This window comes from Pseudomonas sp. PS1(2021), assembly GCF_020405165.1.
GTDB classification, from domain to species: domain Bacteria; phylum Pseudomonadota; class Gammaproteobacteria; order Pseudomonadales; family Pseudomonadaceae; genus Pseudomonas; species Pseudomonas aeruginosa.
This window is the reverse complement of the sequence record NZ_CP084484.1, coordinates 4,530,150-4,555,730: the sequence shown is the minus strand read 5'-3', so window position 1 is coordinate 4,555,730 and position 25,581 is coordinate 4,530,150. Positions and strand designations below refer to the sequence as shown.

Below are 25,581 nucleotides of genomic sequence, written 5' to 3'. Positions count from 1 at the left end.
ATGAAGACGACCCTGCTCAAACACCACAGATCCCTCGGTTACCTTAAAACTCGGAAGCTCGTGGACCTGCCGGCCGATCTGGATCTGCCGGCCAGTACCTCCAACCTGATCACCTTCAGGGCCAGCACGAAGTTGAAAGCTGCGGAGGTCATCAAAAATCTCCACGCGGCCATGCGGCCGACGAGCATGTTTGGGGCAGGGTCTTACGCTTTCTACGGAGTACAGAGCGATTCTCCGCTCGCCCCGCTGCTTTTGTGGGACGCTGCGCACTTCCTTCTTGTTGGCCAGCGCCTGACCGTTATCGAAGATTCGCCTATGGCGTCTTACCTCGACAGGGAATATTTCCGCTCGGGCCTGGTAGCAGTGGAGCGCACGCCCACCAAAATCGTTTATGAGAAAGTAGCGAAGCTACCGGCCGAGGGTGACGACGATCTCGATAGCTGGACCTTCGGCATTCCCGTAGGCCCAGAAGACGCCACGGTGCTGAACGCCGTTGTTAAGCGGATTTTGGAGATTGATATCCCCAACAAGGAAATCGTCCTCTGCGGCACTCCTGGCCAGAACTTCGCCTACTTCGACCAGGTACGAATCGTCGGTGAAGACATCACCGCGCCACCGGTTCAAATCTGCAAGAAAAAGAATCGCCTGGCTCAAGAGGCCACCTACAACAACCTGGTGATCCTGCACGACCGGGTTTTTTTGCCGAAGCATTTTGGTGAAATGGTTCGCCGCTTTGGCCCGCGCTATCCGCTGATGACGCTTCAGAGCATGTTCTTCGACAACCGGGTGTCGCTGCATCCACGTCGATACTCCGACTACGGCCTGGCCATGGGTGAAATTGCTCAGGGCCTGCAGGGCCTTCACCGCACTTCGGGCGCGGCGGTGAGCATTGCACCTTCGGTCTTCACGGAGATCGAGCGTACTGGCTTTTGCTTTGCGAGCCCCATGCGGTTCTCAAAGGATATGAGCTACCCGACCGGCAGCCTCTACATCTGCCGAAAAGAGGTCTGGAACGCATACCCCTTGGACGAATCCCTGTTCTGGGTTGAATTCGAAGATATCGAGCAAGGTTTGCGCGCCGGCGAAGCCGGTATCCCAAGTCGCGTCAATCCCTTCGGCATCTCCCAGTCGATTACATCCCGAGCGCTTCTCGGTGTGCGCTCTCCTGTTGAGATGGCATCTGGCAAGCTTGGCTACACAAGCCCCAATTTCTTCTCGATTTTAAGCAAGAAGCCCCTGTTCAAGATGTCAACGCCGGCGGCGCTCGCAAAACTGCGGCTTTTCGCCAACAAGTACGTTGCAAACCACGAAGGATTCAGCATACCGACCGGCGCCAAAGCGATGTCAGCCCGGAAATGGGTTGAACTGATCAACCTCGTCGTACAGCAATCGACATTCGGCAACGACATTGAATCTGTCCGCCAATTCATTGCCGACTACGAGAAATTTGTTCTCCTGGATCAACTGCCCAACACGCAGCAGGAGGCCATTGCTCATCAGTTCCTGCTCGATCCTGCAGCTGCCAAGCAGTCGCTGATTACCAGTAGCAGCGAGATCCGAAACATGCTTTATCAGCGCCCCTATCAGAGCTGGTTCTATCAGGGCCTGGGCGATTACTTCCACCGCAACCTGTTGTCACTTCCCGGCATCCTGATCTCTGCCGTTCGGGCATACGCCAGCAACGGCAAGGTTTTCTACTTCGAGAGCCTGCCTGCTGCCGTAAAGGCGATCTACAACTCAACGCCCTTCAGCTCGTACACGGAGAAGTCAAAGTGAAAATTTTCGTCGCTTCCAACGGCTTTGATGAAACGCCAGGCCAGCTTGTCGCACAGCTTGCACGCATCGATGTGAAGCCGGGCAAGGCCACGCCCGTTGTGGTTGTTGATGAGCGCTACACGATCAAGCAGGCGCTGACTGACGGTGCAGAGCCCGCGTGTGCCGCATTTCACCTTGACGACTTCCTTCATGAGAAGGGCAGCATCGCTGATGGCGTCATGGTCGTAGACACCAATCAGATTGCCACCAAATTAAGCGGCCTGGCATCAGACTGGGTTGTATTTGAGTTTGGTCAAAACGATCAGCAGACCTGTTTGGATTTCGTCCGCAAGGTCAGCCGTTACAACTACATGAACCCGGCTATGCGCGGCCGCAACGTAGTGTTCTCGGTACCCAGCATGTACCTGGCTTTCTTCGCTCGCATGCTCAATGAAGCGTTCAACAATCTGCCTGTCGGGCCACTCGCAGTCGCCCAGTCCGGGCAAGTTGGGATGCTGATGATGTCCACTAAGATCGAACGTGTCTTTGTGAGCCTTCCGCTTCTTTCAGCGCCACTCATCCGCCTGAATCGGCTGGTGATGTTCGTCTACCGGCGCTTTGTAAAAGCGGTTTAGGGCGCCACTGCCGCTGAGGATTTGATGTGAAACGAAGAACTTTGATGGCCGGGATGCTCTTGGCCAGCGGCGCTGTCGCGGGCCATCTCGCAACTAAGCGTCTCTATGGCAGCGCCTCTACAGTTCAGAGCCCTGCTGATTTTGCCGCAGCGATGTCCGGTGTTCGACTTCAGTACGTCAGCCAGGAGCTGCTTCTGAAACTCTATACCCAAACCGTGGCTGACCAGGATCGTCAACAGATTGTCCGCGAGGTGGTGAACCACAATCGCAATCTGTTCGTGGCCAATGCATACGAGCGGCACCATGGCCAGCCCGGCTTCTATAGAGTGACTGAGTAACCCATGTTTATCGACACGCTGATTATCGGAAATGGTTTTGCTGGCCGGACAGTCGCCGGCGGCCTGCAGGGCGAGTGTCTCATCGTTGAACGCGGTGAAAAGTTCAATATCTTCGAGCGCCGTCAGCGCTTCATGCAGATGGACAAGACATACCGTCACGACGCGCTTATCCGCCGGTCCTACGAGTCAAAGCACCCGTTCAACGTGCCCGAGCAGATGCCCAAGGACTGCGGCTCTGAGTACATCTTGGTCGATGGTGGGTGCTCCAATCACTGGGGTGGCCTCAGCTTCAGGCTGAGCGAGAATGTGTTTGAAAACCGAGCGGGAAATTTTCCCTGGCCTTTTAGCTACAAGGATCTGACGCCCTACTACAACCGGGCGGAAACCTTGCTTCGCATCAGCGCCGACCCGCGTGACCCTGATGGGCGCAACCCCCGGGCTCATATCAAAGGATCTGATCTCTGGCATCAGGCGCTCGGTCAGTATTTCCCAGGCGCATACATCGGCGCTCAGGCGCACAACCTGTCAGGAGAAAACCCTGATGGGCAAGGGCAGTGTCTCGGTGCTGGCGACTGTGAACTTTGTCCGATGGATGCCAAGACGCGCTCGCTTCATGTGAGAGCCGGTGCCCAGGTGCTGAATGGCGTCATGGTTGACCGCCTGCGTTTCGAGGGTGGCAAGGCCGTCGAAGCCCTGTGCATGACTGAAGACGGCCCACTCGCTATCGGTTTTAACCGGGTGATCATCGCTGCCCACGGTGTCGAATCGCTGAAGGTGCTCTGGAAGAGCAATCTTCCTGAGAACACCCCAGCGCACCTGCTTGGCCATCACTACCAGGACCATGCGGTAGCCGAACTGGCGTGCTCAATGCCCGGGGCGAAAGTGCCGTTCTTGCAGGTAAATACTGCTGCACAGGTGGTGATCCCTGAGCTGTCTGGTGAGCATGACGGGATCGAGTACACGACCCTTGCCCTGATGACGCCACCCAGCGAAGCCGCTGCTGCCGCCGCGCTCGATATCGGCAAGGTGAATGCATGGAGCCTGCAGGGCGCAATTGCTGATATGGGGTCGGTCTTGAGCTTGTATGTGCTGCTTGAAATACCGCCGGAGTGGGACGTTTCGCTCTCATATGCCGATGGAAAGGTCTCCATGGATACGGGCGGCTATCACAAGAACAAGGTTCGCTATAACGCGGTCATCGACACCATCTACCGCAAGATGGCATCCCTCGGGGCCAATCCCATACGCGCCGCCGAGCAGAAGCACTACATGAATGCCTTCGGTACCCACCACCTGGTAGGGATGCTGTCCATGGGCGAAGGCCCACGCGCAGTCGTAGGGTCAGACTTCAAGCTCAAGGGCACTGAGAACGTCTCGATTGCAGGTTCAGCGCTTTTCCCTCGTTGCGGCTCAAGGAACCCAACCGTTACCGTTGTGGCGACTAGCCTCATGTTGGCAGAGGGCCTCAATGCTGAAATGAGCGGTTCACTGATTAGCAAGGCTCTTTGAGATGAGTCAATGGTTGGCTAAGGTGGACTCACGCGAAATTAGCGTGGCTATCCAGGGGCCTCTATACCGCTCACTGGCCCCTACCAGGGGAATAGATGCTTGCGTCGCGTCCGTGCGCAAGCATCTGCCTCACGCAGAAATTATCGTCTCCACCTGGGCGGATGAGGATCTGTCCGATATCGACGCTGACCATATCGTTACAGCTGCAGACCCTGGCGTACTGCTCGACTTCAACGGTAACCGCCACAACACAAACCGCCAGATCGTTTCGACCGTTGCCGGTATTCAGGCTTCGAGCAGAGATTATGTGCTCAAGCTGCGCTCTGACCACGTTCTGACTGGATCGCGCATAGCTGTCATGGGCGCCTATGACCCTTCGGTGCCCTTCGGTAAGCGCCTGCTCAAAAAGCCCATCACCGTAAGCACCCTGTTCATCCGAAACCCCGCGAAAGTACCCCTGCTGTTCCACCTCTCCGATCTGGTGCAGTTCGGCACCCGCGAGGACATGCTTGAGTTCTGGGACCAAGAGCTTAAGCTTCAGGAAGAAGCTTTCGCCCCTACTCCCTACAAAAATCCCATCGGAAATTTCGTAGGGTACAGCGCTATGCGGATGACCCCTGAGCAGTGCTTGATGCTTGGTTTCATGCGTAAGAAGGGTTATCACATCTCTCTGCAGACACCGGGGGATATCTCACCTGAGCTTGTGGAACTGTCTGAACGCCTGCTCTCCGAAAATTTCACCGTGCTCGACTGGGAGACCTGTGAGATTGATTTCCCTGAGCGTTTTCGCAAAACCGGCTACTCGCTGAAAACGGTCTACACGGCCAGTGAGCTGAAGGCTGCTGGAGAACTTGATCCATATGGCCGTAAAGCACGGTACCGAAAAATTTGGCTGAACAAGTACATCTTCAACTATGGCCGCTTGGCCTGGTGGATTGCGCTGGCGTCGATTCTGCTCACAGCAGTGTCTCCAGACATCGCAAAGACCGCCAGGACCTTCATGCGCAAAATCAGGGGGCTTGAGCACCCCAATAACGACAGGGTTTGAGAGGTAGTCGTGAAGGTATTGGTTACTGGTGCTTCAGGGTTTATGGCCCGTTCATTGTTGGCCAGGCTCCGCGCAACGCAAGGAATCCAGCTCGTCACACTTTCAAGGAAAAAGGAACTCCCTGACGTCCTCGACTCCAGCACCCTCAATCAGTGCTTCTCTACTGCGAACTTCCTGGACCTTCTCAGCGGCGTTGATGTTGTTGTCCATACCGCAGCACGAGCCCACGTCTTGAATGAGACCGCAGCCGATCCGCTCGCCGAGTACCGGAAGGTCAATGTCGACTTCACGCTCAACCTCGCCCGGCAATGCGTCCAGAGTCAGGTGAAACGCTTCATCTACATCAGCTCAATCGGCGTTCATGGTGTTACCAGCGACCAGCCATTCACTGTATGGGACGTGCCCGCACCGGAGGAGCCATACGCCATTTCTAAGATCGAAGCGGAGCGTGGGCTGGTGAATCTATGCCAAGCTCGTGATATGGAGCTAGTCATCATTCGCCCACCACTGATCTACGGTCGGGAGGCTCCGGGCAACTTCGCCAGAATGGTAGGCTGGGTTTCCAGCGGTATACCTCTCCCCCTGGGGGCTGTCGATAACCGGCGATCACTGATCAGCATCGCCAACCTCGTCGACCTTATCTTGGTCTGTCTCGATCACCCCCGTGCAGCAGGCAAGGTACTACTGGCCTCAGATGGGGAGGATGTTTCCACCCCCGATTTGCTGCGCCGCGTCGCACGAGCGATGGGCAAACCCGCCCGCCTGATCCCCGTCCCCACAACGGTTCTTCGTGCTGTCGCTAGTCTTGTAGGTAAAAAAAGCATGGCCAGACGGCTTACCGGCTCGCTGCAAGTTGACATGAGCAGCACGACCGCATTGCTCGGATGGACTCCACCCTTCAGCCTTGATGAAAGCCTAGCTCAATGCTTCGGGAGCCCCGATGTGCGCCAGTAAGGATCAGCACTCTCATACTCATACCAAGCTGATTCTAGCACCCAACATCATTCAATCCTTGGCAAGCATTGCGGATTCCACGGTCATCTGGCCACCCATTCCATGAGCATCTGACCACTGATTCCACGGTGATCCGGCCACCCAGCAAGCATATTGGCCGCACTAAGGTGATTCCAAGCGGTTCGGCGTGCAGCCTAGGGCATCACGTATACGCTGCTTCCAGCCATAAAACCCAGCATGGTTGGTGCCAGATAAACCTTCTTTGGGGTGATTTACAGAGTGCAAAGGCTCACAGAAGCGCGTCATAGTGCGCGGCCAGCGCAACGAACCTTTCACTGTCTGCCTCAGGAACTTGTCGATGCATTTCTCGGCTTCAACACCTGCTTTGAAGCCCATGATCCGCGTTGACATGGTCTTCCGGTTGTCTGAGGTATCTATTTCTAGAAGGTAGCGTTGATCGCCGTTTTGCAGCCTGAACCTCGCCAGCAGATAACAGCGTGATTTTTCGTGATCGATCATGTGGTAGCGGCAGCGTGGAACGGGCGGCAGCGGCCTTACCTCCAGTGATACCAGCGCAACTCCAGACTCTTGGGTGATCTGTTCAATGATCTCACGGAGCAGCGAGAAGCGATCCGCAAACCGCTCATGCTCCTCCCCCTCGCCCAATTGCTGGAACTCTCCAGGCGCTATGCCACCGCCGCTCACGGGATCAGCTACGCCGAAAAACTTGCTCTCTCTGCTCGGACATTGCTCGTCGTCGACCTTCTTGCCGTGACCGTTGGCACGCTCCCCGTTGTAGGAGATCTTGGTGCGCAACTGAGCATCAAACGTGACTCCCTCAACGGGCAGGTGAATCAACCTCTGCTCCTTGGCAGCAGTCGGCTCTTCGTCAGCATCCACCTCCACCTCTTCAGCTCCCGATGGCACAGATACACAGCCTGTGTTCTCTCCCCTGACGGGCAACTTGAGAGCAGGGTGATGGAAAAAAATATCACCGCGATGGCTAAACCGGAGCCCCTGAAGCTTTTCGATCTCCCAGACCAGCAATTCGTTGCTTTCCGGATCAAAGGGGCCTCGCACATCCATGGTGGTACCCACGAGGGAAGGGGGTGCCATGAAGTCGAACTGCCACCTGGCATACGCCGACTCTTGCGGTATCCGCTCTTGCCTTTGATTGAGGCTTTGCCAGATTGACTCGAAGGATCGCTTCACATCCTGATTCAGCAGCAGCCAACTGAAATGGTCTCTGTATCCCTTGATTTTGAGAAGCTGACTTGGCGCACCTGTCTTCGGGGGCGTATGGATATGAACAACATCGCCCTCTCTGTAGACCGTGAAGGCCATGTCCAAGCCATTCGGTGCGAAGGCTGCACGGACGATGAAGGCAGCGTGGAAGAACATTTTTCGCGCCAGCTCGAATTTCGGCAGCCAGACGGTCAGACTGCGGATTTCGGTGAACGTGACCGAGCGTTTCGCTAATACGTGACCGGTGCTTCCGCCCCGGTTGCGCGGGTTGTGGATTGTAATCGCATCGGTCACGATGCGGTTTGCTCCTCAGCTTTTTTCCGGCGCAGTGACTCGCCCTTCAACGTCAGTCGGTAAGCGCTGTGCACCAGGCGGTCAAGGATGGCGTCGGCCAGGGTCGGGTCGTTGATCCAGCCATGCCAGTGTTCGATTGGTAACTGGCTGGCCAGGATGGTGGAGCGGTTGCCGGCACGGTCGTCGATCACTTCCAGCAGGTCGTGCCGGGCACCTTCTTCCAGCGGGGCCAGCGCCCAATCGTCCAGCACCAAGACATCGACCTTGGCCAGCTGTTGCAGGGTACGGCCGAAGCTGCCGTCGCCATGAGCGATGCGCAGTTGCTCCAACAGGCGCGGGGTGCGCAGGTACAGAGTGCTGTAGCCCTGGCGGCAGGCCTGGTTGCCCAGGGCGCAGGCCAGCCAGGTCTTGCCGGCGCCGGTCGCGCCGGTCAGCAGCAGGTTGTGCTGCTGGCGGATCCAGTCGCCGCCTGCCAGGCTGGCGATCAGGCGCTCATCCAGGCCGCGGCCAGGGCGGCGGTCGAGGTCTTCCAGGCAGGCGTTGGCATATTTGAGCTTGGCCTTCTTGCGCAGCCGTACCAGGCGCTGGTTGTCACGCCAGGCCAGTTCGCGGTCGAGCAGCAGGCCGAGGCGCTCATCGAAGCTCAGGCTGTGGCTGGCCGGCAGCGTCCATTGCTCTTCCAGGGCGCGGGCCATGCCGTCCAGGCGTAGCTGGTGCAGTTGATTCAGGGTGTGTTGCAGCATCATCGAACAGCTCCTGTTGCGGGGGGTGGTAGTAGTCGGCGCCACGGACGTTCTCGTGGTCGCTGGGTAAGCTCGTTTCGGCGGTGCGCGTGGGCAGCGGCTGCTGATCCAGGCCTTGCTGGAGCAGGTTGCGCACGCTGCGCCCGGTGAAGGCGCGCAGCTGGACGGCCCGTTCGGCGGCGGCTTCCAAGCGTGCATTGCCGTAGCGACGAGCCAGCGAGAGCAGGCCGAGACAGGCGCGGTAGCCCATCTCCGGATGCGGCTTGTGGGTCAGCTGGTGATCGATCAGTTGGCGCGTGTAGGGGCCGATCCGCGCGCCCCAGTCGAGCAGGCGTTGCGGCGTCCATTCGCGATGGGCCTGGTGTGCGGCGGGCATGTGTTCGCGCTGGGTGCTGTAGGCGCCGCGACGGCCCAGCAGCACATGGCTGGCCACGCGCCGGTTGCCATGCAGCACTTCCAGGGTGTGCGCTGTCAGCCGCACCTCGACGCTCTGCCGGGCCAGGGCGGAGGGCACGCTGTAGAAGCTGCCATTGACCTCGATGTGGTAGTCGATGTTGACCTTGCAGCGCTTGAAGCTGGCGACCTCGTAGGGATGTACCGGCAGCGCTCGCAAGGCCGGGCGATCCAGGCGCTCGAACCAGTCGCGCCGGCAGCCATCGAGGCGCTTGAACGGGCGTCGATTCAGCTCCTCCAGCAGCTCGGCGATGGCCTGGTTAAGCGCATGCAGGCTGAAGAACTGCCGGTGGCGCAGTCGCGCCATGATCCAGCGCTCGACCACCTGCACCGCCACCTCGGCCTTGGCCTTGTCCTGGGGTTTGCGTGGCCGGGCCGGCAGGATCACCGTCTGGTAATGCCGCGCACACTCCAGCGTTGCCCGGTTCAGACCCGGCTCGTAGCGATCTGGCTGGGCGACCAGGGCGCGCGGATTGTCCGGCACAACCATCTCCGGCACACCGCCAAAGTAGGTCAGTGCCTGGCCCAGCGAAGTCAGCCAGTCCACCTGGGTTTCGCCCGGCGTCGCGCAGGCATAGGTGTAATTCGAGGCGCCCAGGGCGGCGACGAAGATATGCGCCCGGCGGACTTCGCCGGTGGCCGGGTCGACCACCGGCAGCGTCGGCCCTGCATAGTCGATGAACAGCTTCTCGCCCGCGCGGTGCACCTGGCGCATCGAACGTTTGAGCGTCTGGGCGTAGCGCCGGTAGTGCTCGACGAACTGGGTGTAGCGGTAGGTCGGCTGGCCCGCATGCGCGGCGAGATATTCCTCCCACAGCAGCTGCAAGGTCACGCCCTTGCGCCGCAGCTCGCGGTGGATGCTCAGCACGTCGGGTGGCACCCGCTCACCGCGCGGCTTGTTTGTCGGCGCCGACGCAAACAAGGCGGCCGCCAGTGCGGCCTCGTCCATGGCCGCCAGCGCCGGCCAGTCCAGTCCGGCCACGCGCGCCGCCGTGACGTATTTGCTGACCACGCCTTTGGACAACTGCAAGGCGCGGGCGATCTTCTCGTGGGACAAACCGGCCTCGAACTTGAGGCGCAGACATTCTTTGATGTTTCGCATGGCTACTCGCGGCGCCGCCATCTTCCCCTCCCGAAATCGGGCGAGGGTGACGGCGCATCAGGTCATGCGCAACGAGAGGAAGGCTTTCGCTAAGCCGTGACCGGCGATTTCGGTAAGCCGTGACCGCCGGTTTCGGAACGGGCGGAAAATCGGTCACGTTGCTACCGAAATGAGCGGTCACGCGTTAGCGAAATGACCGGTCACGATCTACCGAAACGGCCGGTCACGATGCTCCGAAATCCGCAGTCAGACCATTGACCTCGAACACAAAGCATCGCTGTCCAGATATCTCAGGATTTGCAGCAAGCCTTCTGGCCAGACGTGGGCACTCACCCAACTGCCGTTCCCGCCAGGTATCTATTGCAGGAAGCACCACCGTCTTCTTGAAACCACTGGGACGATAAGGAGCCCCTTCTTCGCCAAGAAACTCGCGACCAACGGCCAAGACACACGACATCTCCTGTGCGAACCGCTGCAACTGCAACTTACCGTTACGCTCAAAGAGAGCCGCCAAGCGCCACTCGGCCGCCGAAGTCGGGGCCCTGAAAAAATTTCCAACGGCCAGCAACCTGGATCCGTTCGGGATCTGACGAAATACTGTCCTATTCAATCCAACTTCCTACCAATCGAATGAATTCAGTGGTCAGAGGTGCCATCTTGCTCTTTTCTAACCCACAACGCTTTTCCAGCTCCCAGCGCCTGGACGTTATGCCAGTCTGTACATCCTCCAGCATTGCTGCAGTCAGGCGACGGATCTGATATTCCCCGACAGACTCGGCATAGCGATCCAGGAAAGTGCGGCACAGGGGCAGTTGAGCGAGATGATGCTCGACTGATGCCCGATGGGGTAGCTGCTGCAGGAACCAGTTGCGACTCCTGCGCGGAAGGCTCCGGTCTTCTTCGCTGTCTCTGCCAATTCGGATCAGCAGGCGTACCAGCTTTCTGTCTCGCGCTTGCCAGTCAACATAGCTGTTGTTGCCCTGTCGGCGCGGTCTGGCCTGATTCTCAGCCATCAGCCAGCTTCGGTCATGACGATAGAGCCAGGCGTAACATGCCTCTCCTCCGTTTTGCCTGGCAGCCTTGGCGCCACCGTGGTTATCCAGTGCTTGCAGCCAAACGGCTCGGTATTGCTGCTTTTGCTCAAATTCAGCGGGGAGCAGCTGCACTGACCGGTCGGAGGCAGGGTCGACCTGGCGAATCTTCGCCTCGCTGATCAGCTCGCCAGCATGCTGGCCAGGGCGCAGACTGGTCCAGACGATCAGATGCTGCAGCGCACTGAATCCCTTGCGATGCTTCCTGAACATCGCCAACAGCCAGGGCGGAGGCTCCCCGGATGTCAGCAGACCGTTCGCAGCAAGCCAATCCCTGCGATGGGATGCCAGGATCTTCTCCCAGATGACTGCAGCCCTGACCTGCCGGCCGCGCCTGGCGCCGCACTCTGTAGCCAGATACCGGTACAGATTGGTCCAGCGTCCGTAGCCAGGCGATTGCACCTCTTCGAGCGCCAGCAGCTGCATGGCAGCCTTGGCGAGCCTGATAGCCTCTTCGCCCACGGGACTCACGCGAAGATCACGAGGCAGAAACAGTGGAGAGGCTGGATGAAACTCATGCCGCTGCGCTCGACGGAACGGGATGGGTGAGCCCAGGAGCTGGCAGCCATGCTCTGGGCAGGCATCTATCCCTTGGATCTGCCAGCTACGCCGCCAGTAGGGCTCACCGAAACGGACCGCCATGTCCTCGAAGCAGACAGGGCAGTAACGCAGCCACTCGGGCCATTTGACCAAGGCCGTCGATGCCCCAGACAAACCAATCGTCGGCCGGTCAGGAGCGAGCATGGCCTGAAAAAGATCGGTACGGCGCTCCGGCGGAATGAAAGGGGCATAGAGCGGGAACAGCGTGTGATTCAGGATCATGCCTTCCGCATCCAAGCCCGTGTTGTTCGCCAACGCAGTCAGGTGTGTGGGCAGATCGGTGATCGCGGCGACCTTGCTGTCACCGAACAGCATGTACAGCAAGGTCTTGTGGTTGCCTATCCCCAGATGTACCCGGCACCGGGCAATACCGCTGTAAAGCAGTTCGTCCGGGTAGAGCCTGGGGAAGTACATGTCAGCTCGCTCTCAGCAGAGGCCGCAGATCGAGGATCAAGCCAGCCTGCTTGAATCTGTCATAGGCCTCGCTTTCAGGCCCATCGGCATAACGTCGGCGCAGATCCTCCTCGGATAGGCACCCCCACTCCGTCCGCTTAACTCTGGAAATGCCGGGCCTCTTGGGAGCGTCCTGCGCGAGGTAGGCCGTGGCCTTGTGAATCAGGGCCGCCAGCGGGATGTCTGCGGATTTCGGAGCATCGTGACCGGCCGTTTCGGTAGATCGTGACCGGTCATTTCGCTAACGCGTGACCGCTCATTTCGGTAGCAACGTGACCGATTTTCCGCCCGTTCCGAAACCGGCGGTCACGGCTTACCGAAATCGCCGGTCACGGCTTAGCGAAAGCCTTCCCTCTCGTTGCGCATGACCTGATGCGCCGTCACCCTCGCCCGATTTCGGGAGGGGAAGATGGCGGCGCCGCGAGTAGCCATGCGAAACATCAAAGAATGTCTGCGCCTCAAGTTCGAGGCCGGTTTGTCCCACGAGAAGATCGCCCGCGCCTTGCAGTTGTCCAAAGGCGTGGTCAGCAAATACGTCACGGCGGCGCGCGTGGCCGGACTGGACTGGCCGGCGCTGGCGGCCATGGACGAGGCCGCACTGGCGGCCGCCTTGTTTGCGTCGGCGCCGACAAACAAGCCGCGCGGTGAGCGGGTGCCACCCGACGTGCTGAGCATCCACCGCGAGCTGCGGCGCAAGGGCGTGACCTTGCAGCTGCTGTGGGAGGAATATCTCGCCGCGCATGCGGGCCAGCCGACCTACCGCTACACCCAGTTCGTCGAGCACTACCGGCGCTACGCCCAGACGCTCAAACGTTCGATGCGCCAGGTGCACCGCGCGGGCGAGAAGCTGTTCATCGACTATGCAGGGCCGACGCTGCCGGTGGTCGACCCGGCCACCGGCGAAGTCCGCCGGGCGCATATCTTCGTCGCCGCCCTGGGCGCCTCGAATTACACCTATGCCTGCGCGACGCCGGGCGAAACCCAGGTGGACTGGCTGACTTCGCTGGGCCAGGCACTGACCTACTTTGGCGGTGTGCCGGAGATGGTTGTGCCGGACAATCCGCGCGCCCTGGTCGCCCAGCCAGATCGCTACGAGCCGGGTCTGAACCGGGCAACGCTGGAGTGTGCGCGGCATTACCAGACGGTGATCCTGCCGGCCCGGCCACGCAAACCCCAGGACAAGGCCAAGGCCGAGGTGGCGGTGCAGGTGGTCGAGCGCTGGATCATGGCGCGACTGCGCCACCGGCAGTTCTTCAGCCTGCATGCGCTTAACCAGGCCATCGCCGAGCTGCTGGAGGAGCTGAATCGACGCCCGTTCAAGCGCCTCGATGGCTGCCGGCGCGACTGGTTCGAGCGCCTGGATCGCCCGGCCTTGCGAGCGCTGCCGGTACATCCCTACGAGGTCGCCAGCTTCAAGCGCTGCAAGGTCAACATCGACTACCACATCGAGGTCAATGGCAGCTTCTACAGCGTGCCCTCCGCCCTGGCCCGGCAGAGCGTCGAGGTGCGGCTGACAGCGCACACCCTGGAAGTGCTGCATGGCAACCGGCGCGTGGCCAGCCATGTGCTGCTGGGCCGTCGCGGCGCCTACAGCACCCAGCGCGAACACATGCCCGCCGCACACCAGGCCCATCGCGAATGGACGCCGCAACGCCTGCTCGACTGGGGCGCGCGGATCGGCCCCTACACGCGCCAACTGATCGATCACCAGCTGACCCACAAGCCGCATCCGGAGATGGGCTACCGCGCCTGTCTCGGCCTGCTCTCGCTGGCTCGTCGCTACGGCAATGCACGCTTGGAAGCCGCCGCCGAACGGGCCGTCCAGCTGCGCGCCTTCACCGGGCGCAGCGTGCGCAACCTGCTCCAGCAAGGCCTGGATCAGCAGCCGCTGCCCACGCGCACCGCCGAAACGAGCTTACCCAGCGACCACGAGAACGTCCGTGGCGCCGACTACTACCACCCCCCGCAACAGGAGCTGTTCGATGATGCTGCAACACACCCTGAATCAACTGCACCAGCTACGCCTGGACGGCATGGCCCGCGCCCTGGAAGAGCAATGGACGCTGCCGGCCAGCCACAGCCTGAGCTTCGATGAGCGCCTCGGCCTGCTGCTCGACCGCGAACTGGCCTGGCGTGACAACCAGCGCCTGGTACGGCTGCGCAAGAAGGCCAAGCTCAAATATGCCAACGCCTGCCTGGAAGACCTCGACCGCCGCCCTGGCCGCGGCCTGGATGAGCGCCTGATCGCCAGCCTGGCAGGCGGCGACTGGATCCGCCAGCAGCACAACCTGCTGCTGACCGGCGCGACCGGCGCCGGCAAGACCTGGCTGGCCTGCGCCCTGGGCAACCAGGCCTGCCGCCAGGGCTACAGCACTCTGTACCTGCGCACCCCGCGCCTGTTGGAGCAACTGCGCATCGCTCATGGCGACGGCAGCTTCGGCCGTACCCTGCAACAGCTGGCCAAGGTCGATGTCTTGGTGCTGGACGATTGGGCGCTGGCCCCGCTGGAAGAAGGTGCCCGGCACGACCTGCTGGAAGTGATCGACGACCGTGCCGGCAACCGCTCCACCATCCTGGCCAGCCAGTTACCAATCGAACACTGGCATGGCTGGATCAACGACCCGACCCTGGCCGACGCCATCCTTGACCGCCTGGTGCACAGCGCTTACCGACTGACGTTGAAGGGCGAGTCACTGCGCCGGAAAAAGCTGAGGAGCAAACCGCATCGTGACCGATGCGATTACAATCCACAACCCGCGCAACCGGGGCGGAAGCACCGGTCACGTATTAGCGAAACGCTCGGTCACGTTCACCGAAATCCGCAACCCAGGGAATGCCTTTTTCCTGCCAGTAGCGCCTTTCAAGCTCAAGCCTCTCGATAACTTCAGGCTTCTGCAAGTCGGTACTGTACTTGGCCTGAATCGCGATGCTCGGGCGCTGAGGATCTTCGAAATCCACCAGAAAGTCGCTGGTCAGTACCTGCGGGGTACCCTTATAACGACCGTGGGGTAGGCCAAGCTCCTCGGCGATGCGCACCGTATCTTCGACCCGCATCGGAAACTGTTCACGGATATCGGTGACATGGGGAGACCGATCCAAGGTCAGGAAGATGGCCAGTTCAAGATCGGATAGAAGATGGTGTAAACGCCGGTTCTTGCTGCCAGGCAGGCGGTGGGAGCGACCCAGCGAGGACACGTCCCTGGTGTAGATGAAGGGCTTGTAGTCCGATCCCTGGCCTTGGCCACGCCCGTCCTTGAGCCTTCTATCGATCTGGGCCTGGGTAAGCCCCTTGAATGTTCCAGACATGAGAAAGCCTGCCCCCGCTGTGTCGATGACCTCAACATAGCGGATGCAGGCTCAGGATGAAACTTTATTTATAAGGATGATACTTTATTTGAACGGATGAATCTTTATTTGCATCCCACAGCAGGTCGAAGTAGCCGTTGGGAAGTTGTCTTTTTATGAACTCGGTCGGTTGGTAGCCGCCTTCGCCGAAGCCGAACTCGATGTTCGCCATCGATCGCTCCATGCGTTTGGCCTGCCGATCGCTGAAGACGAAGTCGCCCTTGGCGTCCATCAGGTTGATGAACTCCGAGACGTTGTCCACCAACATCGTGGCCAGGAAGTCCTCGCCGAAGTCGTTCAGCAGGCGCTCCGCCCTGACCGGGCCGATGGTTGGAATCCGACACATCGACGTGAGGATCGTTGCGCGCCGGTTGCCGCCGTCAGGCTTGCCTGGCCGGATCAGCGTCCAGAGCGCCCCACGACAGGAGGAACAGGTACGTCGACGGTCACCACGCTCGAACTCCTCCACCGTGACCAGGTTGCCTTCCAGGTCCTCGAGGACCTGGCCGCAATCCGGGCACGCAGCGAGCAGTTGGCCGCCGGCGGCGCGCTTCTTCCAGCAGGCGAGCCGCCAATGGAAACCCATCCGCATCCGCACGCGGCCGAGGATGAAGAACTCCTGGCGTCCGTCGTAGGCGTCGCCCATCTGATCTCGTAGCTTGAGCAGCTTGAGCAGAGTATCTGGGCCATTGAGTACCCAGACGCGGGCGGCTGGGATGGTCTCCAGAATCTCGCGGCGCCACTTGTAGACCAGGTGCGGCGGAGAGATGACCAGGGTCCGGCGATAGCCGGCCGCGTGCATGACCGCTGCGACAGCGATGGCCATCATGGTTTTCCCGGTGCCCATCTCGGCGTTGATGATCCCGGCCTGCTCGTTACGGTCCAGCAGCAGGGCGGTGATGGCCTGGACGACCTCGGCCTGGGCCGCGAAGGGCTTGCGCTTGAGTCGGTCCATCACCAACTGGCGGTGAGCGTTGTCGGAGCCGGTATAGACCGGGGGGTTGGAGCGATTGAGCGACTCCAGGAGCTCGTCGCCGAACTCGTCGATGAAGTCGGTCAGGTTGATGTTCAGGGAGGAGGCGGCCAGGGCGGCCGGTTGGGTCTGAGCGTTCATGTGCATCTCCTGCAGGTGAAGGAAGAAAGCAGGGCATGCACGTCCCTTTCGGGTATCGCCATACCCTGCAGGGTGGAGTGGAAGGAATCGCCGTGGGGGCGAGGTCAGTAGTCGCTAGGGAGCAAAAGCGTGGTTGAGCTGCGGTCTGCCTCGGTGATGATCCAGAGCCTGGATTCGCCGCCGGCATCGATGTCGTAGGACGACAGCAGCCTATCGCCGAACTTCAGGGCTCTCTGGTTGGTGTTCCAGTCTTCCTGGTCCAGCGTCCCCCAATCTCCCGCCAGATGGCGGTTCAGCAAAGGCGCTGGGTTGAGTTGACCGGTTTCCACCAGGTGGCTCACGGCAGCGGTCATTACGACTTGGCCAGGGCTGAACAGCAGCGGTTCGGGGGCCGGCTCAGGTTGGGGCTCTTCAGCCTCTTCCGTGGTCGCAGCCGACGAGCTGATGGTCAGCACGCGGCCCTGATTGACCGAGGAGGGTGTCATTTCCCATGCCCGGATGATCGGGATGAAACGGTCTGTGAGGATCCTCACCTCGGTGATGTTGCCGTCTTCGTCTTCGGTGAATTCGGTCTTGCGGGCCTTGTCCTTGTAGGTGTCACCCTTCACGACCAGGATCCGGCCCGACTTCGAGCGCACGACGCCGGAAATCGCGCCGGCGGCCAAGGCCAGGGCCAGGTGCCAGCGAGACAGCTCGCGGACTGGTGGGCGGGGCTGCAGCCCCGCTTGCGCGAAGTGCAGGTTGAAGTCAGGCCAGAGACCTCGCAGCCGCTGGATCTCGCCGGCGAACTGCTCCGGCTCCAGGGTTACTCGATAGAAGTGCTCCAGCTCGCTGGTGGCCGGCAGAACCACATAGGGTTCCCACGGCCAAGCCGCTGGAATTTCCTCGGCCTTTTCCTGGCCCGCGCCGATCGCCTGCAGGCGAGACCTCACCTGATTGGCGTCCGCCCGGGCCAGGTCCTGTCGACGGACCCGGATGCCGAAGATCACCACCTGTTTGAAGGTAGGATCCGCGGCTGCGTAGATGCGCAGGCCGGTGAAGTGGTTGCTCAACCAACCGGTCAGCTCATCGTCCAAGACGTAGTGAGGAACAATCAGGACCATGACGCCGCCGTACTGCAGCAACGGCAGGCAGCGCTGGTAGAACGCTTTCTCCAGACGCCTGCGGCCGCTGCCCTGGTACTGCGACGCACCGGAGTGGTCCGCCACCAGGTCGCCATAAGGCGGGTTGAGCCAGAGCAGTCCGAACGACTGCCTGCTGATCATGGTGTCGAAAAGGTCACTGTGCAGCACTCGCTCAAGCAAGCCTCGAGCATGGTCGGCGCGCTCGCGGTCGTACTCGACAGCGAGGGCTTGGACCTTGTCGCGGCCGAGGATGTGTGCTGCCTCAGCCAGGGCAACCCCCTCACCGGCGCAGGGATCACAGATCCTCATCCTGCCCGACGGGGCGGGAGCGAGGGCTTGCAGAGCGCGTTCGAGGGTGACCTCATCGGTAGGGAAGTAGCCGTTGCGTGCAAAGTTGCGCGCCAAGCGCGGGAACATGAGGGCCATGGGGCCTCCTTGAGTCTGAGAGGGATGGCTCAGGCTTGTGCCTGAGCATCGGTGGTAAGAATGCTTTCGCGGATCAGCTCACCGAGGGTGGGCTCGAGCACGTCGACCCGCAGGGCGAGTCGCCAGGCGCAGACGTTGCCGATCGTCCCTGGCAGGGCGGTCAACATCTGGTGCTGGGTGAGGACCTCCATCACCGGCTCGCGCCAGTGCTGCAGGAGGGGGAGCGGACAGGTTTCCATCACCAGCGGCCAGAGCCTCTGGTGTGGATCCTCATCGCGCTGCAGGAGTGCGAAGGCGAGGTGATTGCCTCGGTCGGGCGCCGAGGCGCGCCGATCGAACAGCCAAAGATTGAGCAGGCTGCCGAACAACGTGCTGCGGAACTGGCGGGTGGTGCGTTTCTCCAGGAGATCCTGGTTTGGGAAGACAGGTAAGCGGCGGCCGTCCACGATGATGTGGAAATGGTCGATGCCATTTTCTTCCCGGCCCAGCGTCAGCCTGGCCAGGAACTCTTGTGTCACGGTGTCGCGGCCCCAGGCCGAAAGAAAGACCAGGTTGCGCTGCTCGTCGCACACGCAGGCGTCGACGTACAGGTCTGGGCACTCTTCGATCTGGTAGAGCGGGGTGGGACTGGGCATAGGAACCTCCTGGAAGGAGGAGCCACGCCGCCCTCAAGGGGCGGTGAAGCCCCTCGGGGTGTAGTCCAACTGGTGCAGGGGAGCGTGGTGGCTACCGAACGCTCTTGGTGTGAGGGTCGAACCTGAGCCCATCGGCTTGGTGCAGCGGCCCTTGGCCGATCAGGAAGACCTGGCAGAGGTACTGATCGCGTAGCGCGACAGCCGCTTCGGCCTGCTCCAAGGTCAGCGACAGCTCCTCGATGAACAGGTCGATGAGCTCGTCGTCGCCGGCGACGTCGTTGTTGGACAGTTGGTCCTCGAGGTAGGCGAGGGTTTCCTGGGTGAGGTTGGTGAACAATGGGTTCATGGTGTGCTCCTGGTGGTAGACGAGGAGCGCCCTTGAGGGAGCCCCTCAAGGGAAGTGGTTGGTGCGGTCAGGCTTGGTGTTCGTGCGTCAGGCGTTCACGCCATTCCTGGTTGATCTCATCGTGAGCCAGGTCCAGGAACTCCAGCGGACAGCCGTAGTAGAACGGGCCGGCGCTTTCCGGAATGGTCTTGTAGCCCCATTGCCCGGCCGAGCAGTCCAGCAAGTGCAGCTCGATCATGGTGATCGAGTGACCGGCCGGCTTGCCGAAATAGAATCCGGCAAGGTGAAAAGTTCGTTTTACGACAGTCCAAAGTTCATTGCCGGAGACTGCGTGTGCCAGCACCTCGGTGCTGCCTGCGAAGGTACTGGTTGGGGCCAGCAGCTCACGCAGCAGGTCTTCCTTCGTCTGATGTGAGAAAAGCCATCCCATAGGTGTGCTCCTGTGGTTGGCCAGGTCTCCCTGACGGGAGAACCCGGCAGGGGTGGGTAGGGTGTTGCTTCAGCGTGTTGCGCGCTCAAGGCGCTGGAGGAGCCGGTAAGCTGTTTGCCTGGCCTGCCAGTCGCAGTACAGCCATGGCTCGTTGTCGGCCGCATGCTCCGGCGAAGGGGTCTTCACCCGCTCACGCAGTGCGATGATGGCCTGGTCGACGACGGATCGGTCGAACACTGCATCGCGGAACTGGTCAGCCAGATTGTCCAGTCCGACCTCGCGCAGCGAGGCGCAAACCAGCAACAACTCCTCGCTGAAGCCTGGGGTGTTGTAGATCGATTTCATGCGGCCTCCTTGCGGGTCCACACTTGTTGTTTGAAGTCGAGCTCATAGCCCAGCGCGCCGAGCCGCACGCACTGTTGACGTAGCCGCTTGCGGTCGACCGTGGTGTCCAGCTTGACGATTTCGCCTAGCGGCCAGACCGTCCCGAACAGCTCTGCATCTGCGTCTGTGTCCGGAGTGGCGGCCTGCTCTGCAGGAGCCGGAGGGGACATACCGAAAGGCGCGTCCTCCCCTGTTGCAGCGGGGCGCAGAGGCTTCGGTTTCTGGGGCGACTTCGGCGGTACCGCCGGGGCTACTGTGGGCTGCTGGATCGCGGGCACTTCGTCGAGCGGATCCACCTCATTGCCAGAGAGACGCTCTGCCTCCTCGTCGCTGAGGTTGTCCACGTCGTCCAGCGTCATGCTGTCCAGCTTTGCGCGGATCTCGACGACCAGCCGGCCGCCGGTGGTGTAGTAGGAGGGACGGATCTCGGTGATGGCGAAATCACCGCGGTACTTGCCTTCGATGTGCTGGTCCAGGAGAGCGTCCTTGATGACGAACTCCCCGATCGAGGTCGAGAGCTTTCCCACGTTGAACTCGCCATTGCGACCGTTGATGGTTCGAATGGCCAACTGGCCGGGTATGTTGATCATGGCGTGACCTGCGAAAAGGATGATCCCGCCGAAGCGGGATCGTGGTGAGGGGAGAACTACTCGGTATCCGGGTTGCCCGGGAGGCTTTCTTCCTGCAGCTCGATGCGCAGGTAGGAAGGCTCATCGGACGGCTCGACTATCGAGAGGACCAGCAGCGCGAGCGCGCGGTCCTGCCCCTCTTCCTCCTTGTGGTACAGGTGGAATTGGATGTGCTTCGCGGTCGGCTGGAGCGAAAGCTCCTGCCAGGCGGTTTGAACGACACTGGCCAGCCGGGTGCCCATCTCGTCGACCCTGGCAGGGTTGGCGAGATAGACCAGGCGCAGCCAGGCCGCGTTGGTGAGAACGATCGGGAGTTTGAGGTACGCAGCAGTGTGGCCTGCGCTGGAGTGGTTGTTGAGAGAGGTCATGAGAGGTCTCCGAATACGCAGGCCTCTCCCGCGGGATGAGGTCCCCGCGTGGGTGGGTAGGATGCACTCCATCACTTGCGTGATGCGACCGCGCTGCCGAGTGCTGTGGCGGTCTTGGGTGGGTTAGCGCTTGCGCGCCGGAGCCTTAAACCCTGGCTCCTTGGGAGGCGCTGTCAACGACAGCGAGCCAATTCGAATTCGAGGGCTGGCGGGATGTCCCGCCGGCCGGATTGCTCAATCGTCATAAAGTGGCAGGCCCTTAAGCGTGGGCGCGAATGGATCGAGTACCAGGAACCGAATGTCTGCTTGTCCCGCGAGGTGAAGTAGATCGACCAGGTGTTCGTCGAGGCCGAAGGCAAGCTGTTCTTGTCGAAGAGCGGCTGCGGTCATCTCCAGGATCTCCAGACACTCATCCGTCCAAGGGGTGTTGTGCAAGCGAAAGCCCACGGCACCGTGCTCGTTACACCAGAAGAGCGATACCAACACCGAGGGCAAGCGGATTGGCATCTTGGTCGAGAACCTTTCGTAGAGGCTATTCCACGCGCTGATGGGTAGATGTGTTTTTCTGATCTCCCAGCAGCGGTTATAACCGCCACCGAACGAAAGGTATCGAACGACACTCTCGGCTTGGGTCAGTGAGTATTGATCTCCGATAAGCTTTTTTCTGCCGTCCTGCTCACCGTAGATGCTGTAAAGTACGTTTCTCACTATTCCTTGGTGAGGGCATTTTTCAACTCTTTCATCGTCTAACTCTTGGACTACCACGGCGAAATCGTTATTGAAGTAGCACAGCTCGCACTGAAAATATTCGTCTGGGAGGTGCTGCTGGGTTTCATGCAGAGCGCGGTAGCACGGTAGATTGTTGCCTTCGTCAGTGATCTGCAGGTTTCGCTCGATGCGGAAACTCTCATAGCCGCGAATAAACGGGTTGAGTTGAGTCATGGGATATCTCCGGTTGCCGGGAGGCCCATGCCCTTGGAGGCTATGGACCTCCAGGTGAGTAAGGGGCGCCGAAGCGCCCAGGTGATGTCGAGTTGTTGCAGTTAACGCGATAGGTCTTCTTAATATTCCCGTTGCGTCCAAGTGCCGTTGTCTAATGCCTGTTGGGCAAGTTCGCGTGAGGGGTAATATTCAACCGACTCGCGCGAGGCTGGTCCTTCTTCATCAAGGGTGCCGATATAGAAGCCGGCGTTGGACATAAGAACCTGCAGCGGCAGTTCGAGACGAAGATGGGCGAGTGCCCGCTTTCCGTAGTGCATGGTGATTCTCCTTTCGGTAGGAAACACCAGTCCCACGGGGGACTGTGGTCCCCTAAATGGGAAATGTTTGGCGATTAGGCCAGGGCAGATACCTGGGCATTGTTGCTGGCCAGGAGCAGCCAGGCGAAGTTGCAGAAATGACTGCTAAGCAGCAACTCGTCCTCGACGTCGGAGAGGCAAACTTCCTCTACTTCCGGCAGGGCGGGCAGATCTACGATTTGGATATTGCTCATGATGATCTCCAGATAATGGAGAACACCACGCCCTGGGGAGATGGTGCCCCCCGGATGGGTATGCGATGAAGAGTGGCGCATAGCGTAGGTAGTGAAAGGCCCTCGGGATGAGGGCCGGTATTCAATCAAGCCGTGTTCAAGCAGCGGCTTGTTCAGCGTGCTCAGCGGGGGCTGCGGGCTCACCTTGAGGTTCGCCTTGGCCTTGCTGGGCTTTTTCAGCTTCTTCCTTCGCATCGTAGACGGTGGTGCCATCCACTTTGATCCAGGAGATGAAGAGCAGCCGGCCTTTGAGGCTTGCGCCGGACTGGCCTTTTTTCTCGCCTTTCTCGTAGGTGAAGGGATCCGCCCAGATGTCGCCGATACGGAAGGAAATCAGCACCTTCTTCTCGGCCTCGACTGCTTCCTTGCAACGGCGGACAAGCTTTTCAGCCTGGGCGCCGACCACTTTGCAGTCGATGTAGGAGTATTCCACGCTGTCTGCCGCGCCATGGAGGGCTGCGACGGTTACGGCGAGGAATGGTTCACCTCGGCGGATCGGTACCTCGCGGATGCGATTGAGGTAGCCGATACCGGTGGTGTGCAGGTCGAAATACTTGGCTTCTTGGGCTTGGGTGTTGTTGCTCATGATGATTCTCCAGTTTCGGGGTATACGGATTTAATGGTTGATGGGGCACCTTTACCCCACCAACCTGATACCATTATCAGATGGTTGATAGATCGACTCCGTAGTTGAGTTCCTCTGCGAAGTCCGGCAGTCCGTAACCGATGGTTTTCTTGTAGAAAGGAGAGACCTTCGCAGTCGGTGCCTTCTTCTTGTGCTTCGTGGTGTAGAGCATTCGTGCCCGCATCACCTCGAAGGAGTAACCGCGCCCTTCACGGTTCTTGTCCTTGGCCAGTCGGTTGATGGACTCCGTGTAAGCGTTGGTGACGGGCATGTCCGTCTCGAAGTAGGTCATGGTCTCTTCGCGCCAGTTTCCCACTGCCCTGACCAGATCGCTCCAGACTTCCTTTTGGCCTTCGGGATGGTGGCTATCCACTCGTCCAGGGCGGCTTCTGCCTGGAGCCGTGTGGTGGCGTCCCAGATGCCGTAGAAGCGCTCCTTGTGCTCGTAGGCGGCCAGCAGTTGCGGGAACGCGCCTGTCCAGGTCTCCATGATGAGGCGCTCCCGGTCTGAGACTTCGTGAGCGCGTTTCAGCAGGATTTTCCGGTCTCCCTTGAGAGTCCGGCTCTGGGACGGTTTCAGCTCCTTTCTGAGGCCCTTGCGCACTCTCTCTAGGGCATCGTTGGCCATGCGCACCACATGGAACTTATCGACCACGATACGGGCCTGGGGCAGCACAGCCTTGACCGCTGCCCGGTAGGGGTTCCACATGTCCATGCTGACGATCTCGACCTTCTGCCGGTCTTTCAGCTTCATCAGGTAGTTGGTCACCACGTCCTGGCGGCGGGTGGCCAGCAGGTCGAGCAGGGTTCGCTCCTCAATGTTGGTCAGAATGCAGCGGTAGCGCTTGTTCAGGTATAGCTCGTCAATGCCCAGGATGCGGGCGTCTCGAAGCGGTGCCAGCGCCCCAGGAACTCGGCGCGGGCGTTGAAGATGTCGCGCACCGTCTTCTCGTCCAGGCCGGTCTGTGCCGCCACAAAGGTGTAGGGGTGGTTGAAGGATTCCTTCTCCACGTACTCATGCAGCCGCAGTGTCATACGGAATCCGTCCACCATCTCCGGTAGCTGGGGCCTGAATGTTGTCTTGCAGGCCCGGCAGGTGTATCGGCGGCGGACCACCCAGAGAGTGACCCGCTTGCCGTGGATGGGCAGATCACGATAGGGGAACGTCACGCTTGCCGAACCGCACGAACTCACCCTGCACGCCGCACCCCTCGCAGGCTACTGGTGTAGGTGCTTCAAGCCGAAAATGTATGTCTTCATTCTGCTCATCAGAATCCACCAACTGGTACCCAGGAAGGCTTAACGAATTAATCATCTCCCGCCTTGATCAGAAAAACAGGTAGGTGGCGTAACCGGCAATCATCGCCATAGCAAAAATGACTGCTAAAAACGCCGCTAAAAGCTTCAGCGTGAACAAAGAGCGCAACAGAATGAGCTCAGTCAGGCTGGCTCCGGCACTGCCGATGATAAACGCTAGCACCGTCCCGGCACCCACGCCTTTGGCCATCAGAGCCGCTGCCAGAGGTATGACGGCTTCAGCGCGAATATACAACGGCAGGCCGATGACAGCGGCAACTGGAATGGCAAAGGGATTATCTGGGCCTGCATACTGCTCCAATAAGTCAGTGGGCATGAAACCATAGATCACGCTGCCAATCGCAATACCGATGAGCAGGTAAGGCAACACATCGATAAAGTCCGACCAAGCTTCCCGCCACACACCACTGTACTTCCCTTCTTTCTTAACCGTGACAGTGGGTTGACTGTCACAGCATTCGCTAGACGTAGAGACTGTTGTCTTCCTATCAGCCCCGCAAGAAGCCGTCTTCGGAGTGGTGTCGCAGCTGTTGGTGCCGCAACTCGATGCGGTCGATGTAGCACTGCACGGGCTTGCTGATGAACTACATCCACTGCTCTCTTGTGTCGCCGTCCGGCGCACATAACGCTCGAAGCCAAGCGTGTGAAGCAGCCATCCGGCACCTACCGCGACCACCAAAGCGGCGAGCACATAGATAGCAGTAAGTGTCCATCCAAACGTGGCAACCAGCAGGCCGACGACGATAGGATTCAGCAACGGAGATGAGAAAAGAAACACCATCATCGGCCCAAAACCGGCCCGTGCCCGAATCAACCCTTTCAACATGGGGATAGTCGAGCAACTACAGAAGGGCGTTATAGCTCCTAAACCAGCAGCAAGAAAATAGCCTCGCTTCCCACTGGAAGTCAGTAACGCTTCCACCTTGGATGGTGGGATGTGACGTTGAAGAACTCCGACCAGCAAGCTAATGCCAATGAATAAAACCGATAGCTCGATAGCGAGAAAGGCGAACATGCCTAGAGCGTCTTGGAGTTGAGATGACATTCAATATTACTCCTATATTTCTAGTATTGTCGAAATGATGTAC

General features: G+C 59.9%; 23 protein-coding genes and 5 pseudogenes. 8 read left to right on the top strand and 20 right to left on the bottom strand.

What is annotated here, in order from left to right:
* From LE197_RS21840 to LE197_RS21815, 6 genes are read left to right on the top strand one after another with little or no spacing between them, the layout of a single operon-like run.
* Entirely contained in the window at positions 1-1,776 is a 1,776-nt protein-coding gene (locus tag LE197_RS21840) for a hypothetical protein (protein WP_058127952.1), read from the top strand.
* Positions 1,773-2,390, top strand: coding sequence for a hypothetical protein (locus tag LE197_RS21835; protein ID WP_058127953.1), 618 nt, complete (start codon positions 1,773-1,775; stop codon positions 2,388-2,390). Before LE197_RS21840 ends, LE197_RS21835 begins: the two co-directional genes overlap by 4 nt.
* A 26-nt stretch (positions 2,391-2,416) precedes the next feature.
* Positions 2,417-2,728: a hypothetical protein gene (locus tag LE197_RS21830; RefSeq protein ID WP_123906754.1), complete on the top strand. Its 312-nt coding sequence runs from the start codon at positions 2,417-2,419 to the stop codon at positions 2,726-2,728.
* A 3-nt stretch (positions 2,729-2,731) separates the two neighbouring features.
* Positions 2,732-4,237 carry a GMC oxidoreductase gene (locus tag LE197_RS21825; protein WP_058127956.1) on the top strand — a complete coding sequence of 502 codons (1,506 nt, stop codon included), beginning with the start codon at positions 2,732-2,734 and terminating at the stop codon, positions 4,235-4,237.
* 1 nt (position 4,238) lies between these two features.
* Positions 4,239-5,285, top strand: a complete 1,047-nt coding sequence (locus LE197_RS21820; protein ID WP_058127959.1) for a WavE lipopolysaccharide synthesis family protein — start codon at positions 4,239-4,241, stop codon at positions 5,283-5,285.
* 9 nt (positions 5,286-5,294) lie between these two features.
* Positions 5,295-6,239, top strand: coding sequence for an NAD-dependent epimerase/dehydratase family protein (locus LE197_RS21815; RefSeq protein ID WP_226033705.1), 945 nt, complete (start codon positions 5,295-5,297; stop codon positions 6,237-6,239).
* A 162-nt stretch (positions 6,240-6,401) separates the two neighbouring features.
* Here LE197_RS21815 and LE197_RS21810 read toward each other — a convergent pair whose 3' ends face one another.
* The 5 genes and pseudogenes from LE197_RS21810 to LE197_RS21795 all read right to left on the bottom strand — a co-directional run bounded on the left by LE197_RS21810 (position 6,402) and on the right by LE197_RS21795 (position 12,181).
* Positions 6,402-7,778, bottom strand: a complete 1,377-nt coding sequence (locus LE197_RS21810; RefSeq protein ID WP_226033704.1) for a Tn7-like element transposition protein TnsE — start codon at positions 7,776-7,778, stop codon at positions 6,402-6,404.
* Positions 7,775-8,524, bottom strand: coding sequence for an IS21-like element IS1474 family helper ATPase IstB (gene istB, locus LE197_RS21805; RefSeq protein ID WP_126621874.1), 750 nt, complete (start codon positions 8,522-8,524; stop codon positions 7,775-7,777). The genes LE197_RS21810 and istB (LE197_RS21805) overlap by 4 nt, the downstream gene beginning before the upstream one ends.
* Positions 8,412-10,097, bottom strand: coding sequence for an IS21 family transposase (gene istA / locus LE197_RS21800; protein WP_126621873.1), 1,686 nt, complete (start codon positions 10,095-10,097; stop codon positions 8,412-8,414). The genes istB (LE197_RS21805) and istA (LE197_RS21800) overlap by 113 nt, the downstream gene beginning before the upstream one ends.
* A 223-nt stretch (positions 10,098-10,320) precedes the next feature.
* Positions 10,321-10,686: pseudogene (locus LE197_RS37170) on the bottom strand (transposase); the annotation flags it as partial.
* Positions 10,679-12,181 carry a TnsD family Tn7-like transposition protein gene (locus LE197_RS21795; protein ID WP_058127964.1) on the bottom strand — a complete coding sequence of 501 codons (1,503 nt, stop codon included), beginning with the start codon at positions 12,179-12,181 and terminating at the stop codon, positions 10,679-10,681. The pseudogene LE197_RS37170 and the gene LE197_RS21795, both read right to left, overlap by 8 nt.
* A gap of 448 nt (positions 12,182-12,629) precedes the next feature.
* On the opposite strand from LE197_RS21795, the gene istA (LE197_RS21790) reads away from it, so the two are divergent.
* Positions 12,630-14,315, top strand: a complete 1,686-nt coding sequence (gene istA, locus LE197_RS21790) for an IS21 family transposase (protein ID WP_126621873.1) — start codon at positions 12,630-12,632, stop codon at positions 14,313-14,315.
* Positions 14,203-14,951 (top strand): annotated as a pseudogene (gene istB / locus LE197_RS21785) (IS21-like element IS1474 family helper ATPase IstB). Before istA (LE197_RS21790) ends, istB (LE197_RS21785) begins: the two are co-directional and overlap by 113 nt.
* A 92-nt stretch (positions 14,952-15,043) precedes the next feature.
* Here istB (LE197_RS21785) and LE197_RS21780 read toward each other — a convergent pair.
* The 15 genes and pseudogenes from LE197_RS21780 to LE197_RS21710 all read right to left on the bottom strand — a co-directional run.
* A pseudogene (locus LE197_RS21780) lies at positions 15,044-15,526 on the bottom strand (TnsA endonuclease N-terminal domain-containing protein); the annotation flags it as partial.
* 118 nt (positions 15,527-15,644) lie between these two features.
* Positions 15,645-16,679: pseudogene (locus LE197_RS21775) on the bottom strand (SNF2-related protein); the annotation flags it as partial.
* A 104-nt stretch (positions 16,680-16,783) separates the two neighbouring features.
* Positions 16,784-18,229 (bottom strand): DUF6094 domain-containing protein, encoded by a 1,446-nt coding sequence (locus tag LE197_RS21770; protein ID WP_003099801.1) that lies wholly within the window; start codon positions 18,227-18,229, stop codon positions 16,784-16,786.
* 29 nt (positions 18,230-18,258) lie between these two features.
* Positions 18,259-18,864, bottom strand: coding sequence for a hypothetical protein (locus LE197_RS21765; protein WP_034066024.1), 606 nt, complete (start codon positions 18,862-18,864; stop codon positions 18,259-18,261).
* Between the two features lie 91 nt (positions 18,865-18,955).
* Positions 18,956-19,210 carry a hypothetical protein gene (locus LE197_RS21760; RefSeq protein WP_003149550.1) on the bottom strand — a complete coding sequence of 85 codons (255 nt, stop codon included), beginning with the start codon at positions 19,208-19,210 and terminating at the stop codon, positions 18,956-18,958.
* Positions 19,211-19,277: 67 nt separating this feature from the next.
* The gene (locus LE197_RS21755) at positions 19,278-19,640 is read right to left on the bottom strand and encodes a hypothetical protein (protein WP_003134152.1); all 363 of its coding nucleotides are present in this window, start codon (positions 19,638-19,640) and stop codon (positions 19,278-19,280) included.
* 69 nt (positions 19,641-19,709) lie between these two features.
* Positions 19,710-19,985 (bottom strand): hypothetical protein, encoded by a 276-nt coding sequence (locus tag LE197_RS21750; protein ID WP_003099794.1) that lies wholly within the window; start codon positions 19,983-19,985, stop codon positions 19,710-19,712.
* Positions 19,982-20,614, bottom strand: coding sequence for a DUF3275 family protein (locus LE197_RS21745; protein WP_003099792.1), 633 nt, complete (start codon positions 20,612-20,614; stop codon positions 19,982-19,984). Before LE197_RS21745 ends, LE197_RS21750 begins: the two co-directional genes overlap by 4 nt.
* A 56-nt stretch (positions 20,615-20,670) precedes the next feature.
* Positions 20,671-21,021 carry a hypothetical protein gene (locus LE197_RS21740; RefSeq protein ID WP_003099791.1) on the bottom strand — a complete coding sequence of 117 codons (351 nt, stop codon included), beginning with the start codon at positions 21,019-21,021 and terminating at the stop codon, positions 20,671-20,673.
* A gap of 234 nt (positions 21,022-21,255) precedes the next feature.
* Positions 21,256-21,963, bottom strand: coding sequence for a hypothetical protein (locus LE197_RS21735; RefSeq protein ID WP_023093680.1), 708 nt, complete (start codon positions 21,961-21,963; stop codon positions 21,256-21,258).
* A gap of 119 nt (positions 21,964-22,082) precedes the next feature.
* Positions 22,083-22,280 (bottom strand): hypothetical protein, encoded by a 198-nt coding sequence (locus LE197_RS21730; protein ID WP_003149542.1) that lies wholly within the window; start codon positions 22,278-22,280, stop codon positions 22,083-22,085.
* Positions 22,281-22,354: 74 nt separating this feature from the next.
* Positions 22,355-22,513, bottom strand: coding sequence for a hypothetical protein (locus tag LE197_RS21725; protein WP_003134147.1), 159 nt, complete (start codon positions 22,511-22,513; stop codon positions 22,355-22,357).
* 136 nt (positions 22,514-22,649) lie between these two features.
* Complete coding sequence (locus LE197_RS21720; protein ID WP_023093679.1) at positions 22,650-23,138, bottom strand: STY4534 family ICE replication protein; 489 nt, start codon at positions 23,136-23,138, stop codon at positions 22,650-22,652.
* Positions 23,139-23,214: 76 nt separating this feature from the next.
* Positions 23,215-24,491, bottom strand: a pseudogene (locus LE197_RS21715) (ISL3 family transposase).
* Positions 24,492-24,503: 12 nt separating this feature from the next.
* Complete coding sequence (locus tag LE197_RS21710) at positions 24,504-25,538, bottom strand: permease (protein WP_054441708.1); 1,035 nt, start codon at positions 25,536-25,538, stop codon at positions 24,504-24,506.
* Between the last annotated feature and the right edge of the window lie 43 nt (positions 25,539-25,581).

Coding starts and splice junctions, on each gene's coding strand:
- LE197_RS21840 (WP_058127952.1), top strand. CDS start 1: ATGAAGACGACCCTGCTCAAACACCACAGATCCCTCGGTTACCTTAAA.
- LE197_RS21825 (WP_058127956.1), top strand. CDS start 2,732: ATGTTTATCGACACGCTGATTATCGGAAATGGTTTTGCTGGCCGGACA.
- LE197_RS21820 (WP_058127959.1), top strand. CDS start 4,239: ATGAGTCAATGGTTGGCTAAGGTGGACTCACGCGAAATTAGCGTGGCT.
- istB (WP_126621874.1), bottom strand. CDS start 8,524: ATGATGCTGCAACACACCCTGAATCAACTGCACCAGCTACGCCTGGAC.
- istA (WP_126621873.1), bottom strand. CDS start 10,097: ATGGCGGCGCCGCGAGTAGCCATGCGAAACATCAAAGAATGTCTGCGC.
- LE197_RS21795 (WP_058127964.1), bottom strand. CDS start 12,181: ATGTACTTCCCCAGGCTCTACCCGGACGAACTGCTTTACAGCGGTATT.
- istA (WP_126621873.1), top strand. CDS start 12,630: ATGGCGGCGCCGCGAGTAGCCATGCGAAACATCAAAGAATGTCTGCGC.
- LE197_RS21770 (WP_003099801.1), bottom strand. CDS start 18,229: ATGGCCCTCATGTTCCCGCGCTTGGCGCGCAACTTTGCACGCAACGGC.
- LE197_RS21765 (WP_034066024.1), bottom strand. CDS start 18,864: ATGCCCAGTCCCACCCCGCTCTACCAGATCGAAGAGTGCCCAGACCTG.
- LE197_RS21760 (WP_003149550.1), bottom strand. CDS start 19,210: ATGAACCCATTGTTCACCAACCTCACCCAGGAAACCCTCGCCTACCTC.
- LE197_RS21755 (WP_003134152.1), bottom strand. CDS start 19,640: ATGGGATGGCTTTTCTCACATCAGACGAAGGAAGACCTGCTGCGTGAG.
- LE197_RS21750 (WP_003099794.1), bottom strand. CDS start 19,985: ATGAAATCGATCTACAACACCCCAGGCTTCAGCGAGGAGTTGTTGCTG.
- LE197_RS21745 (WP_003099792.1), bottom strand. CDS start 20,614: ATGATCAACATACCCGGCCAGTTGGCCATTCGAACCATCAACGGTCGC.
- LE197_RS21740 (WP_003099791.1), bottom strand. CDS start 21,021: ATGACCTCTCTCAACAACCACTCCAGCGCAGGCCACACTGCTGCGTAC.
- LE197_RS21735 (WP_023093680.1), bottom strand. CDS start 21,963: ATGACTCAACTCAACCCGTTTATTCGCGGCTATGAGAGTTTCCGCATC.
- LE197_RS21730 (WP_003149542.1), bottom strand. CDS start 22,280: ATGCACTACGGAAAGCGGGCACTCGCCCATCTTCGTCTCGAACTGCCG.
- LE197_RS21725 (WP_003134147.1), bottom strand. CDS start 22,513: ATGAGCAATATCCAAATCGTAGATCTGCCCGCCCTGCCGGAAGTAGAG.
- LE197_RS21720 (WP_023093679.1), bottom strand. CDS start 23,138: ATGAGCAACAACACCCAAGCCCAAGAAGCCAAGTATTTCGACCTGCAC.
- LE197_RS21710 (WP_054441708.1), bottom strand. CDS start 25,538: ATGTCATCTCAACTCCAAGACGCTCTAGGCATGTTCGCCTTTCTCGCT.